The organism is Methylobacterium sp. ME121 (assembly GCF_000974725.1).
Classification (GTDB): Bacteria; Pseudomonadota; Alphaproteobacteria; order Rhizobiales; family Beijerinckiaceae; genus Methylobacterium; species Methylobacterium radiotolerans.
The window spans coordinates 106,928-120,305 of record NZ_BBUX01000012.1; the positions used below are offsets into that span (position 1 = coordinate 106,928).

General features: G+C 72.2%; 10 protein-coding genes. 3 read left to right on the plus strand and 7 right to left on the minus strand.

The window, feature by feature from the left end; all coding sequences use genetic code 11:
* Nucleotides 1–35 precede the first annotated feature (35 nt).
* Complete coding sequence (gene addB, locus ME121_RS11160) at nucleotides 36–3,200, plus strand: double-strand break repair protein AddB (protein WP_059408847.1); 3,165 nt, start codon at nucleotides 36–38, stop codon at nucleotides 3,198–3,200.
* Nucleotides 3,201–3,276: 76 nt separating this feature from the next.
* Here addB and ME121_RS11165 read toward each other — a convergent pair whose 3' ends face one another.
* Together ME121_RS11165 and ME121_RS11170 are read right to left on the minus strand one after the other, a co-directional pair.
* Nucleotides 3,277–4,506, minus strand: a complete 1,230-nt coding sequence (locus tag ME121_RS11165; protein ID WP_012321999.1) for an acyl-CoA dehydrogenase — start codon at nucleotides 4,504–4,506, stop codon at nucleotides 3,277–3,279.
* A gap of 113 nt (nucleotides 4,507–4,619) precedes the next feature.
* Complete coding sequence (locus tag ME121_RS11170) at nucleotides 4,620–5,549, minus strand: AEC family transporter (RefSeq protein ID WP_043074922.1); 930 nt, start codon at nucleotides 5,547–5,549, stop codon at nucleotides 4,620–4,622.
* A gap of 94 nt (nucleotides 5,550–5,643) precedes the next feature.
* Between ME121_RS11170 and ME121_RS11175 the strand changes: the two genes are divergently transcribed.
* Nucleotides 5,644–6,426: a class I SAM-dependent methyltransferase gene (locus tag ME121_RS11175; protein ID WP_059408848.1), complete on the plus strand. Its 783-nt coding sequence runs from the start codon at nucleotides 5,644–5,646 to the stop codon at nucleotides 6,424–6,426.
* 16 nt (nucleotides 6,427–6,442) lie between these two features.
* Here ME121_RS11175 and ME121_RS11180 read toward each other — a convergent pair whose 3' ends face one another.
* The gene (locus ME121_RS11180; protein ID WP_012322002.1) at nucleotides 6,443–6,922 is read right to left on the minus strand and encodes a hypothetical protein; all 480 of its coding nucleotides are present in this window, start codon (nucleotides 6,920–6,922) and stop codon (nucleotides 6,443–6,445) included.
* Between the two features lie 92 nt (nucleotides 6,923–7,014).
* Nucleotides 7,015–8,217: a trans-sulfuration enzyme family protein gene (locus ME121_RS11185; protein ID WP_059408849.1), complete on the minus strand. Its 1,203-nt coding sequence runs from the start codon at nucleotides 8,215–8,217 to the stop codon at nucleotides 7,015–7,017.
* Between the two features lie 95 nt (nucleotides 8,218–8,312).
* Between ME121_RS11185 and ME121_RS11190 the strand changes: the two genes are divergently transcribed.
* Complete coding sequence (locus ME121_RS11190; RefSeq protein WP_012322004.1) at nucleotides 8,313–8,831, plus strand: TspO/MBR family protein; 519 nt, start codon at nucleotides 8,313–8,315, stop codon at nucleotides 8,829–8,831.
* A 42-nt stretch (nucleotides 8,832–8,873) separates the two neighbouring features.
* Here ME121_RS11190 and ME121_RS11195 read toward each other — a convergent pair whose 3' ends face one another.
* From ME121_RS11195 to ME121_RS11205, 3 genes are all read right to left on the minus strand, one after another.
* A complete protein-coding gene (locus ME121_RS11195) occupies nucleotides 8,874–9,401 on the minus strand; it encodes a phosphate-starvation-inducible PsiE family protein (protein ID WP_012322005.1) in 528 nt (175 codons plus the stop codon).
* A gap of 123 nt (nucleotides 9,402–9,524) precedes the next feature.
* Complete coding sequence (locus ME121_RS11200; RefSeq protein WP_059408850.1) at nucleotides 9,525–10,082, minus strand: DUF4337 domain-containing protein; 558 nt, start codon at nucleotides 10,080–10,082, stop codon at nucleotides 9,525–9,527.
* Between the two features lie 149 nt (nucleotides 10,083–10,231).
* A complete protein-coding gene (locus tag ME121_RS11205; RefSeq protein WP_059408851.1) occupies nucleotides 10,232–13,366 on the minus strand; it encodes an efflux RND transporter permease subunit in 3,135 nt (1,044 codons plus the stop codon).
* Nucleotides 13,367–13,378: the final 12 nt, after the last annotated feature.

Here is a 13,378-nt window from a genome sequence, read left to right on the forward strand (position 1 = left end):
CTGTCCGCGGGCCCGGCGGGGGCGTAGAAGCCCCCATGCCCGCCCGACAGGCCGTCTTCACCATCTCCCGCGGCGTTCCGTTCCTGCCGACGCTCGCCGAGGCGCTGCTCTCCGGCCGCCTCGTCGGTCCGGTGGCGGGCGATCCGCTGGCCCTCGCCGCGGTCACGATCTACCTGCCGACCCGCCGCGCGGCCCGGGCCCTCGGCGCGATCCTGGCCGAGAGGGTCGGCCGGGACGCGCCAGGCCGGGCGACGCTGCTCCCGCGGATGATACCCCTCGGCGAGGCCGACGAGGCCGAGCTCGACCTCGCCGCCGAGCCGCTGCTGGAGGAGAACGCCGACCCCCTGAGCATCCCGATGCCGCCGCTGGAGCGTCGTCTGATCCTGGCCCGCCTCGTCCAGGCCTGGGCCAAGACCGTCGACCGGACGCTGCTGCCGCTGGATGCCGAGGTGCCGTTCCTCGTGCCGTCCTCCCCCGCCGACGCCGTCGGGCTCGCCGGCGATCTCGAGCGCCTGATGGACGCGCTCACCGTCGAGGGCCTGCCCTGGTCGGAGATCGGCGCGGCCGTCGAGGCCGAGTATTCCCGCTATTTCGGCCTGACCCTCGACTTCGTGAAGATCGCCGCCGAGAACTGGCCGAAGCTCCTGGCCGAGCGGGGACTCGCCGATCCGGTCGCCCGCGCCCGCGGGCTCGTCCTCGCTGAGGAGCGGCGCCTGTCGCGCAGCGCGACCCAGGACCCGGTGATCGTCGCCGGGTCGCTGGGCTCCGTGCCGGCCACGGCCCGGCTCATCGCCGCCGTGGCCAAGCTGCCCCACGGCGCCGTGGTCCTGCCCGGGCTCGATCTCGACCTCGACGCGGCCGGATGGGACGGCATCGACACCGGCGAGGGCTTCTCCCGCGTGATCGCGCACGGCCACCCGCAGGCGGTGCTGCACCGGCTGCTCGGGCCGGAGAACCTCAACATCGGCCGCGCGGAGGTCGTCGCCCTCGGCGAGCCCGATGCCGGCCAGGCGGCGCGGGCCGCGCTCCTGTCGCAGGCTCTCCGTCCGGCCGACACCACCGATGCGTGGGCCGCCCTCGACCCGGCCGAGCGCGACACCGTCGCCCGCCTGGGCCTCGACGGGCTCGCGCTCGCTGAGGCGGCCGACGAGCGCGAGGAGGCGCTGGTCGCGGCGCTGGCGCTGCGCGAGACCCTCCAGACCCCCGGCGCCACCGCGGCCCTCATCACGCCCGACCGCGGGCTCGCCGGCCGGGTCGCCGTCGAACTGCTGCGCTGGGGCATCGTGGCGGAGGATTCCGCCGGATTGTCCCTCGCCGGAAGCGCCGCCGGGCGGCTCGCCCGGCTCGCGGCGGAACTCGCCGCCGACCTCGCGCGCGATCAGGCCGACGCGATCCCCGCCCGGCTGATCGCACTGCTCTCCCATCCGATGGTCCATCTCGGGCTGCCGCGCCCCGACGTGGTCCGGGGCGCCGCGGCCCTGGAGATCGGGTTGCTGCGCGGCCCGGTCCCGGCCCCGGGCTTCGACGGCCTGCGCAAGGCCCTCGCCGCCGAGCGCGCCGGACCGCCCGAGCACCGGCCCCGGGCCAAGCGCCGCCTGAAGGACGTCGACTGGGAGCTGGCGGCGGACCTGCTGGACCGGCTGGATCTGGTGTTCCGGGATTTCCCGGGCCCGGACGGGGCCGGGGATTGCGACCTCGTCACCACCGCCACGGGGCACCGGGAGGCGTGCGACCGCCTGATCGCCGGACCGGAGGACGCTTCCCCGGCGGAGACGGACGGATCTCTGTCCTGCCTCGACGCGCTGTTCGACGACCTGGAAATGGCCGAACCCGGCCTGATGCCGGGGCGGTTCGACGATTACGCCACCTTCTTCACGTCGCTGGCCCGGGAGCGCAAGGTCGCTTGCTCGGGCGAGGCGCCGCATCCGCGCCTGCGCATCCTCGGGCTGCTGGAGGCGCGCCTGCTCTCGGTGGACCGCGTGGTGCTCGGCGGGCTGGACGAGGGCGTCTGGCCGGTGCGCACGCTGACCGACTCGTTCCTCAACCGGCCGATGCGCGAGCGGGTCGGCCTCAACCCGCCCGAGCGGCGGATCGGTCAGATGGCCCACGACTTCGTGCAGGCGCTCGGCTGCCGCGACGCGGTGATCACCCGGGCGCTGAAGCGCGAGGGCGCGCCGACCGTGCCGTCGCGCCTGATCCAGCGCCTGCGCGCCCTCTCGGGCGATGCCCGCTGGGACGCCGTCCTGCGCGCGGGGCGCCGGCTCACGGGCCTCGCCGCGCGGCTCGACGCGGCGCCGCCGGAGCCGCGGCTGAAGCGCCCCGCGCCGAAGCCGGACCCGGCCCTGTTCCCGCGCTCGCTCAGCGTCACCGAGATCGAGACGCTGGTGCGCGATCCCTACAGCATCTTCGCCCGCCACGTTCTCGGGCTCGATCCCCTCGATCCCCTGGCGGCGGCGCCGGGCGTCGCCACCCGCGGCTCCCTGGTGCACGACGTCTTCGCGGAGTTCGCCGCACGCCACCCGGCGGACCTGCCGCCGGACGCGGCGGAGCGTCTGCTTAACCTCGCGGTGAACGCCTTCGGCGAGATCGAGGCGGAGTACCCGAACCTCTACGCCGAGTGGTGGCCGCGCTACGAGCGCATGGCCTCGGCCTATCTCGATTGGGAGGCGCAGCGCCGGCCCGGCCTGACCCGGGTCTACCCGGAGGTCTCCGGGCGCTGGGTGATCCCGATGGGGCGCGAGACCTTCACGCTGCGCGCCCGGGCCGACCGGATCGAGCTGCGGCCGGACGGCACCGCCTGCATCGTCGACTACAAGACCGGGACGCCGCCCTCGGCGAAGATGATCTTCACCGGGTTCTCGCCGCAGCTCACCCTGGAGGCGGCGATGCTGATGCACGGCGCCTTCGCGGACCTCCCGGCCGCGAAGACGACGCCGGACCTGCTCTACGTCCACGCCTCGGGCGGGCGGAAGCCCTTCGTCCCGATCCCGGTGAAGCCGCCCCGGGGCGAGGAGCGCGGCGTGGAGGCGATCGTGGCCGAGCACGCCGCGCGGCTCAAGGGGCTGGTGGCCCGGTTCATGACCGGCGAGGCGGCCTACACGGCGCGGCCCTACCCGCAATATGCCAGCAAGTACGGCGCCTACGATCACTTGGCCCGGGTGCTCGAATGGTCGCTCGCCGGCGACGAGGGCGGGGAGTAAGCCCACCCCAGCGCTGCGGTGATATCCCGCCCGCACCTCAGGATGTGGGTGCGGGTGGGAGGCGCGTTCCTGGATCTCAGAAGAACGCCTGCAGCCCCGTCTGCGCCCGGCCCAGGATCAGGGCGTGGACGTCGTGGGTGCCCTCGTAGGTGTTCACCGTCTCGAGGTTCTGGGCGTGGCGCATCACGTGGTACTCGCCCATGATGCCGTTGCCGCCGTGCATGTCCCGGGCGGTGCGGGCGATGTCCAGCGCCTTGCCGCAATTGTTGCGCTTGACCAGCGAGATCATCTCCGGGGCCATCCGGCCCTCGTCCATCAGCCGCCCGACCCGGAGCGAGGCCTGGAGGCCCAGCGCGATCTCGGTCTGCATGTCGGCGAGCTTCTTCTGGACGAGCTGCGTCTGCGCCAGGGGCCGGCCGAACTGCTTGCGCTCCAAGGTGTAGCTGCGGGCGCGGTGCCAGCAATCCTCGGCGGCGCCCATCGCGCCCCACGAGATGCCGTAGCGCGCCCGGTTGAGGCAGCCGAACGGCCCCTTGAGCCCCGAGACGTTCGGCAAGAGCGCGTCCTCGCCGACCTCGACGCCCTCCATGACGATCTCGCCGGTGGTCGAGGCGCGCAGGGACAGCTTGCCCTTGAGCGTCGGTGCGGACAGGCCCTTCATGCCCTTCTCGAGGACGAAGCCGCGGATTGCGCCCTCGTGCGCGTCGGACTTCGCCCAGACCACGAACACGTCCGCGAAGGGCGCGTTCGAGATCCACATCTTGGCGCCGGAGATCCGGTAGCCGCCGTCGATCTTCTCGGCCTTGGTCTTCATCCCGGCCGGGTCCGAGCCGGCATCGGGCTCGGTCAGGCCGAAGCAGCCGATCCACTCGCCCGAGGCGAGCTTCGGCAGGAACTTCTGCCGCTGCTCCTCCGAGCCGTAGGCGTGGATCGGGTACATGACGAGGGAGGACTGCACGCTCATCATCGAGCGGTAGCCGGAATCCACCGCCTCGACCGCCCGCGCCACCAGCCCGTAGGCCACGTAGGAGGCGCCCGCGCAGCCGTACTCCTCGGGGAGGGTCACGCCGAGGAGACCGAGTTCGCCCATCTTCCGGAACAGGCCGGGATCGGTCTTCTCGGTGGCGTAGGCCTCGACGATCCCCGGGAGAAGCTGCTCCTGCGCGAAGCTCTGGGCGACGTCGCGGATCGCCCGCTCGTCCTCGGTGAGCTGATCCTCCAGCAGGAAGGGATCGTCCCAGACGAAGCGGGCCGAGGCCGGGGCCGACGGTGAGGCGCTGCCCGGAGGGCGCATCGGAGCGTTCATCGAAATTCCTCGCCTGCAGGGAAGCGCGGGTCCTCGCGGCCCGCGCGCTTGGGCCTACCCTAGACCCGCGCGGCGCCCGGTCCAACGCGCGCGGTGACGCCGGGGCGTTGCCGTCACGCCCGGCCGAGGAGCGTGAGCCAGGCCAGCGTGGTGAGCGGCGCCAGGAGGGTCGAGACCAGGACCGAGGCCGCGACCATGCCGGTCTCGGTCCGGTAGCGCGCCGCCAGCAGGTAGGCGTTGATCCCCACCGGCATGGCGGCAAACAGGGTGGCGACGCCCGCGTAGGCGGCCGGCATGGCGAAGACGTGGAAGGCCAGGACCCAGACCGCGAGCGGGTGGAGGAGATTCTTCAGGAGCGCGATCACCAGGGCACCCTTGAGGTCGAACAGTACCCGGTAGCGCTTCAGGCCGGCGCCGAGCGCCACCAGCGCGCAGGTGGAGGCGGTGCCCGCGAAGGCGTCGATCAGCGACCGGGCGATGCCGGCCGGCGCGAGGCCGAGGGCCTTCATGGCCATGCCGATCAGCAGCGCCACGAAGATCGGGTTGCGCAGGAGCACCAGGGCGAGACCGCGGATCCGCGCCAGGACCGGCAGGCCGGAATCGGACTCGATCAGGAAGGTGGCGCTGCCCATCATGAGCGGCAGGTGGACGGCGAGCAGCATGAACAGCGGGAAGGCACCCTCCTCGCCGTAGGCCTGGAGGATCATCGGGACGCCCACGAACACCGTGTTCGACTGGCTCGCCGCGAAGCCGTGGAGGATCGCGCCGCGCCGCTCGATCCCGGCGCGCCGCCGGGCGATCAGCGTGCCGACGAACCACGAGATCGCCGCGCCGCCGAAATACGCGACCCAGTAGGACCACGCGACGGTCCCGCTCATCCCGGGCTTGGTCAGCGTGGCGATGATCAGCGCCGGGACCGCGACGGCGAAGACGTATTCCGACAGCCCGTCGCTGACCTTGTCGGAGAGGAGCCCCGCGAGGGCGGCCGCCCAGCCGATCAGGACGATCCCGAAGATCGGGGCGATGATGGCGAGGGCGTTCACGGGGCCGGCGGGAGAAGGGTCTGGTGCGCGGGGGGCGACTCGGCCCATAGCACGCTGGCGCGCCGCGTCGCGCACCGTCGGGAGCTGTGCTGGCATGTCGGACGAGAGGGGATCGGCGATTCACCGCGCCGCCGCGCAGGGCTACGGTGCCGAGGCGGACACCTACGTGACGGGCCGCCCCGATTATCCGGCGGCCGTGACCGGCTGGCTCGCGGCGGATCTCGGTCTCGGGCCGGGGCGGCGGGTGCTCGACCTGGGCTCGGGCACCGGCAAGTTCCTGCCCACCCTGCGCGCGACCGGAGCCTCCGTCGTCGCGGTGGAGCCCGTCGACGCCATGCGCGCGCGGATCGCGGGCGCACATCCGGAGGTCGAGGCCCTCGCCGGGACCGCGGAGGCGATCCCGCTGGACGCGGCGAGCCTCGACGCGGTGGTCTGCGCCCAGTCCTTCCACTGGTTCGCCACGGCCGCCGCGCTCACCGAGATCGCCCGGGTGCTGCGTCCCGGCGGCCGGCTCGGGCTGATCTGGAACGTGCGCGACGAGACCGTGCCCTGGGTCGCCGCCCTGTCGCGGATCACCGATCCGCACGAGGGCGGCGCGCCGCGCTACCGCACCGGCGCGTGGCGGGCCCCGTTTCCCGCGCCGGATTTCGGGCCGCTGCGCGAGCGGTGCTGGCGGCACGCGCACAGCGGCACCCCCGAGGCCGTGATCCTCGATCGCACGCTCTCGGTCAGCTTCATCGCGGCGCTTCCCAGCGCCGAGCGCGCCCGCGTCGCCGCAGCGGTGCGGGCCCTCATCGCCGACACGCCCGAACTCGCCGGCCGAGCGACGCTCGACTTCCCCTACGTGACGACGGCCTACAGCAGCGTGCGCGCCTGACGGCGTCGAGGTCGGCTTACTTGTTCTCCAGCACCTTGATCGGATCCGTGCGCTGACTCGCGGGCGGCTCCTTGGTCAGATTGGCGCCGCCCTCCCGCTGCACCTTGACGTCCTGCGGCGCGCCCGGCCCGCCGACGGCGCGGCCGCCCTCGGTGCTCTGCGTCGGCACGGTGCCGGAGGCGAGTTCCAGACAGGTCACCATCTCGACGTAGGATGGGAAGCCGCCCGCCTTGAACTGGTTCTGGCACTGGCGCTTGGCGGCGGGCGTGTAGCTGCTCCAGTGCCGCTCGGCCTCCTTCTTGGCGTCGCGCTCGGAGCGGATGCAGCCGTCGTAATTCGCCTTGTCGCTGATGGTCGTGTTCGTGACCTGGGCCGACTGGCAGGTGCGCTCGACGTCGAGATCGGGCACCGCGTCGGCCCGGGCGGAGGCCGACGCGAGCGCCAGGGTGAGCAGCGCGAAGGTGCCGGGGACCATCGTGCGGAAACGGGTCGTCATGTCGTCAGACTCGCGATCTGTGGCGGTTCGCGCCGCCGGAACTGCCGGCACAACGCGCCAGGAACCCGTTCGGCACCAAGCGCCCGCGACGATCACCCCGCGTGGGCGCCGCGCAGGGCCTGATCGAGATCGCCGTACAGGTCGTCCGTGTCCTCGATGCCGGCGGACAGGCGCAGCAGGTCCGGCGGGCAGGGACTGCCCGGGCCTTCCACCGAGGCGCGGTGCTCAATGAGACTCTCGACGCCGCCGAGCGAGGTCGCCCGCTTCCAGAGCCGCACCCGCGCCGCCGTGGCGATGGCGCCGGCCTCGCCGCCGGCCACCCGGATCGACAGCATGAAGCCGAACCCGTCCCGCATCTGCCGGCAGGCGACCGCGTGGCCGGGATCGTCCGGGAGACCCGGGTAGAGGACGCGGGTCACGTGGGGGTGTCCGCTCAGGCGCCCGGCGAGGCGCAGGGCGCCCGCCGCCTGCGCGGCTGCCCGGAGATGCAGGGTCCGGAGCGAGCGCATCAGCAGGTAGGCCTCGAAGGGCCCGAGGATGCCGCCGCTGCCGGCGCGGATCCCCCGGATCCGCTCCCAGAACGCGTCGGCCCGCGCGCCCGCCAGCACGCCCGCCACCACGTCGGAATGGCCGTTGAGGATCTTGGTGGCCGAGTGCATCACGATGTCGGCGCCGAGTTCCAGGGGCCGGGTGTGGACCGGCGAGGCGGCCGTGGAATCCACGGCGAGCCGCGCCCCCGCCGCGTGGGCGATCTCGGCCGCAGCGGCGATGTCGGTGACCGTCCAGAGCGGGTTGCCGGGTGTCTCGATCCAGACGAGCTTGGTCCGGCCGGGCTCGATCGCGGCGCGCAGGGCGTCCGGATCGTCCGTGTCCGCGAAGGTCAGTGTGAGGCCGCGCCGGGGCGCCTCCTCGCGCAGCCAGCGCTTCAGCGCCCAGTACATGACCGTGCCGGCGACCACGTGGTCGCCGGGCTCCAGCGCGCCGAACACCGCGGTCGCCGCCGCCATCCCGGAGCCGAACAGCAGCGCGCCGGCGCCGGCGCCCTCCAGCATCGCCAGGACCGACTCCGCCTCACGCACCGTGGCGTTGTCGGGCCGCGCGTAGCTGTAGCCGGAGCTGTAGCCGTTGTCGGGATCGCGGATGAAGGTGGTGGCGACGTGGAGCGGCATGACCACCGCCCGCGTCTCCGGCTCGATCCGGCCCATGGCCTGGGCCGCGAGGCTCCGGCGCGTGAAGTCCGGCTCGGCGTCGCTCCGGGTATCCGACCGACCCTGCGGCGCGTAAGGCTGTGACATCTGGCGATTCTCGGCGGATGGAGACGGGCGCGTGCCACGGCGCGTGGCCCCCGGCAAGCCGCGCCACACGCCGCGCCCGGTGGAGACCGACGATCATGACCGCCGCCACACACGTCCCCGGAGGATCGCCCCTGCCGCGCTGGCTGCGCCTCGCCGCCGCGATCCTGCCGGTGGCGGCCACCGCGGCCGTCGGCTCGATGGCGACCCAGGCCGAGATCCCGGGCTGGTACGCGAGCCTGAACAAGCCGGCCTTCAACCCGCCGAACTGGGTGTTCCCGGTCGCCTGGACGATCCTCTACACGATGATCGCGGTCTCCCTCTGGCGGCTGCTCGGCGCCATGCCGCGCACCGGGCCGAGCCGCGAGGGCTGGTGGCTCGCCCTCGCGGCGTTCCTGGTGCAGATCGCCCTCAACGCCGCCTGGACCCCGGTCTTCTTCACCGCGCACGCGATCGGCGCCGGGCTAATCGTCGTCGCGATGCTGCTGGTGATGGTGCTCTGGACGATCCGGCTGACCTGGCGCTTCGACCGGCTCGCGGCCTGGCTCCTCGTCCCCTACGCGGCCTGGGTCGCGTTCGCGACGCTCCTCAACGCCGCGATCCTGCGGATGAACTGACCGCCCATCCCGCCGGCGCCCGACCGCGCGCCGGCACGGCTGTCAGGACACGTGTTCGGGCTTCTCCTCGCCCGCGGGCCTGCCATCGTCGCGGGCGCGGTGCAGCAGGAAGATCGCGAACACCATCGTGAGGATCAGGCCCGCCAGCACGCCGAGCTCGATCATCGAGGCCTGGAACAGCGCCTGCTTCTCCGGCGACCAGTCCTTGGCGTGCATGATCTCCGACGATTGCAGGGTGATGACCAGCACCCGCCGGATCGAGGCGATCAGCCCGACGATCAGGAACGGCTCGCAGGTCAGCGTCCCCGACCGCATCGAGACCCGCACCGTGTGCAGGATCTCGATCAGCATCAGCAGGAAGAGGAGCCGGTCGATCACCTCCAGGATCTGCTGCGCGCCGCCAAGCGCCCGCATCGCCTCCCAAGTCATGCCGGCGGCCTCGATCAGCGCCACGAGGGCGGTGAGCGCCAACAGGATGCCGAGCGCCGCGTAGATGGCGTGCTCGGTGTGCAGGAAGATCGCGCTGGCGATCTTCGTCAGGCGGCCCTGATCTTCTGAGTGTTCGGACATCATTCCCCCCTGGAATGTGCCGAGACGATCAGCTTCCGAACCGCGCGTCCAGCCCGGCGGCGCGCGGGTTCAATCGATCGGGAACGGGAGTGGCGTTACGTCGCTGCCGGTGGCCGACGCCGATCAGTGGAAGAACGGCAGGGCGTGCGGCGCGAGGTAGCCGAAGCCGAGCAGCGCCGCCCCGGCGAGGCCCAGGAATCCGCCGGCGAAGACCAACAGGCTGATCCCGGTGATCACCTCGGCCGACGCCAGCACGATGCCGATCTGGAAGGCCGCCGAAGCCAATTCGTAATGGTGGTAGCGCAGCAGCGCGAGGTCGCGCCGGCCTTCGGACGCGCGGGCCTTCTCGGACAGTTCCTTGCGGCCCTCGCCGGTCGACGGCTCGGAATCCCAGCGCGCCAGGGTCTTGGACCACTCGGCGCGCTTGGCGGCGATCGCGTCCTGGTTCGGCCCCGGGGGCACCAGCGCCAGGGCCTCGTCGGCGGTCTTGAGCACCGTCGCGCGGATCGTGCGGGCCTGGAAATAGGCCCACTGGTTCGCGACCTCGACGTTGGCGCCGATCGAATCCGTCTGGGACGCCTTGCCCAGCGTCTCGCTGAACGCGAGGAACAGCGCCAGCACCGAGATCAGCAGCGCCACGCGCTTGTTCGACCCCTCGATCGCCCCGTGACCACCCGACATCGTCTCGCTCGTCTCCGTTGATTCGGCGGGGCCGAGTCACAGCCCATCGCGGCGCGCGACGCAATGCGCCGCCGGTCGACAGGGGCCCGGATCCGGGTTCCCGCGCGTCGCTCCTCCGGGACAGCGTGCGCGTCCCGCGCTGAACCGCTCTACTCCGCGGCGATCCGTGGCGGCGGGTGCCCGTCGTTGGCCGGATGGGCCGGATCGTAGACGGGGGCATCCTCCGGATCGTCGCGCTCGCCCACGAAGCGGCCGAACAGCCGCGTCAGCAGGCGGGACAGGTCGTCCATCAGCACGAAGATCGCCGGCACGAAGACGAGCGACAGCACCGTCGAGACGATCAGCCCGCCGATCACCGCCACCGCCATGGGCGCGCGGAACTCGCCGCCGATCCCGTAGGCCATCGCGGACGGGACCATGCCGGCCGCCATGGCGATCGTGGTCATGACGATCGGCCGGGCGCGCTTGCGGCCGGCATCGACGATCGCGACGTTCCGGTCGACGCCGGCCCGGATCTGCTCGACGGCGAAATCCACCAGCATGATGGCGTTCTTGGTCACGACGCCCATCAGCATCAGGATGCCGATCACCACCGGCATCGAGATCGGCATGTGGCAGATCAGCAGTGCCAGGATCGCGCCGCCGATGGAGAGCGGCAGCGAGAACAGGATGGTCAGCGGCTGCAGGAAGTTGCCGAACAGCAGGATCAGCACGCCGAACACCATCATCAGGCCGGCGCCCATGGCCAGCGCGAAGCCCTCGAAGACCTCGCCCATCACCTCGGCGTCGCCGGTCTGGCTGATCGTGACCCCGGGCGGCAGGTTCTTGGCGGTCGGCAGGTTCATCACCTGGCCGATCAGCTCGGCCAGCGCGTCGCTGCCCTGCATGTCGCCCTCCAGAGCGACGCGCACGGCGCGGTCGTAGCGGTCGATGCCGGTCGGGCCCTGGCCCAGACTGATGTCGGCCACCGTCGCGAGCGGCACGGCCGTCCCGCCCTTCACCGGCACCTTCAGGGTCTCGAGGTCGGAGAGCCGCCCGCGCACGCTCTCGGGGAGCTGCACGCGGATCGGGATCTGCCGGTCGGTGGCGTTGAACTTGGCGAGGTTCATGCCGATGTCGCCGATCGTCCCGACCCGCACGGTCTCGGCGATGGTGTCGGTGCTGACGCCGAGATCGGCCGCCACGGCGGGCTTCGGCCGGATCCGGACCTCGGTCCGGTCGAGGGGCGCCGTCGACATGACGTTGACGAGGTGCGGGACCTGCTGGGCCTCGCGCTGGAGCTTTGCGGCGACCTCGGCCACCACCGCCTTGTCGGGCCCGGCGATGATCAGCGCGAGGTCGCGCTGGCCGCCCTCGCGCAGCGCCCAGAAGCGCAGGTCCGGCTCCTCCCGCAGGATCGCCGCGACCTCGGCGTCGAGCTGCTTCTGGGTCCTGTGGCGGGTGTTCTTCGGGACGAGGTTGATGGTGAGGCTCGCGAGCCGCACCTCCTTCTTCGCCGGAAGCTGGCGGCCGCCGTCCACGAACACGCTCTTCACCTCGGGCAGCGCGCGGACCTTCTCCTCGATGCGGTCCGTGACCCGGACCGTGTCGGCGAGGCGGGCTCCCGGCGGCAGCTCGACCACGAACAGGGTGCGGGCCTGGTCCTCCGCCGGCAGGAAGCCCGCGGGCAGCAGGCCCGTGGAGGCGATCGAGGCGGCGAAGCACGCGATGCCGAGCACCAGCGTGATGAACTTGTGCCGGACCGACCACGCCACCAGGCGGGTGTAGCCGCGCATCACGAGGCCGTCCCGCTCGTGGTCCGGCCCGTGATCGCGCAGGAAGTAGGCCGCGAGCAGCGGCGTGATCAGGCGCGCCACGAGCAGCGACATGAACACCGCCGCCGCGATCGTCAGGCCGAACTGCTTGAAGTACTGGCCGGCGATGCCGCCCATGAACGACACCGGCGAGAAGATCGCGATGATCGTCGCCGTGATGGCGATGACCGCGAGGCCGATCTCGTCCGCGGCCTCCAGGGCGGCGCGGTAGGGCGATTTCCCCATCCGCATGTGCCGGACGATGTTCTCGATCTCGACGATCGCGTCGTCCACCAGGATGCCGGTGACCAGCGTGATCGCCAGGAGGCTGACGGCGTTGAGCGAGAAGCCCAGCGCGCTCATCACCCAGAAGGTCGGCAGCACCGAGAGGGGCAGCGCCACCGCGGCGATCAGGGTCGCGCGCCAGTCCCGCAGGAACAGCAGCACCACCACGACCGCGAGGATGGCGCCCTCGATCAGGCCCATCATGGCGGAGTGGTAGTTGCCGATCGTGTTGTCGACGCTGGTGTCGATCAGGTCGAACCGCACGTTGGGGTTGGCCGCGTGGAGCGCCGCGATCTTCTTGGCGACGCCCACCGACACGTCCGCGTCGCTGGCGCCGTTGGCGCGGGAGATCGCGAAGGCGACCACCGGCTCGCCGTTGAAGCGCGCGAAGGTGCGGGGCTCCTCGGCGGTGTCCGACAGGGTCGCGAGCTCGTCGAGGCGGACCTTGCGGTTGCCCGGCACCACGATGGAGGTCTTGGCCAGCGTCTCGAGGCTCGCCGAGGCGGCGAGCGCCCGGATCGACTGCTCCTGGCCGCCGACCTCGGCGCGGCCGCCCGCCATGTCGGCCGAGGTCAGGCGCAGCTGCCGGTTCACGTCAGCGGCGGTGATGCCGAGCGCGAGCAGGCGGTCGGGCTTCAAGGTGACGCGGATCTCGCGGGCGACGCCGCCGAGCCGCTCGACGCCGCCGACGCCCTTCACGCTCTGCAGGCCGCGGGCGACGACGTCGTCCACGAACCACGACAGGTCCTCGGGCGTCATGGCGGGCGCGGAGGCGCCGTAGACCATGATGGGCAGGCCGGCGATCTCCACGCGCGAGACGATCGGCTCGTCGATCGTCCGCGGCAGGTTCTGCCGGATCTTGGCGATGGCGTCCTTGACGTCGTTGGTCGCCCGATCCTGGTTCACCTCCAGGCGGAACTCGATCGTGGTGGTGGAGGTGCCCTCCGTGATCGTCGAGAGGATGTGCTTGACGCCCTTCACGCCGGCGACCGAGTCCTCGACCCACTTGGTGACCTGGGTCTGAAGCTCCGCGGGCGCGGCACCCGACTGGGTGATCGTCACCGACACGATCGGGATGTCGATGTTGGGGAACCGGGTGATCGGCAGCGAGCGGAAGCTCACCAGCCCGAGGATCATCAGGACCAGGAACAGGACCACCGAGGGCAGGGGTTTGCGGATCGCCCAGGCGGAGACGTTGAGGCGCATGGCCGGATCCTT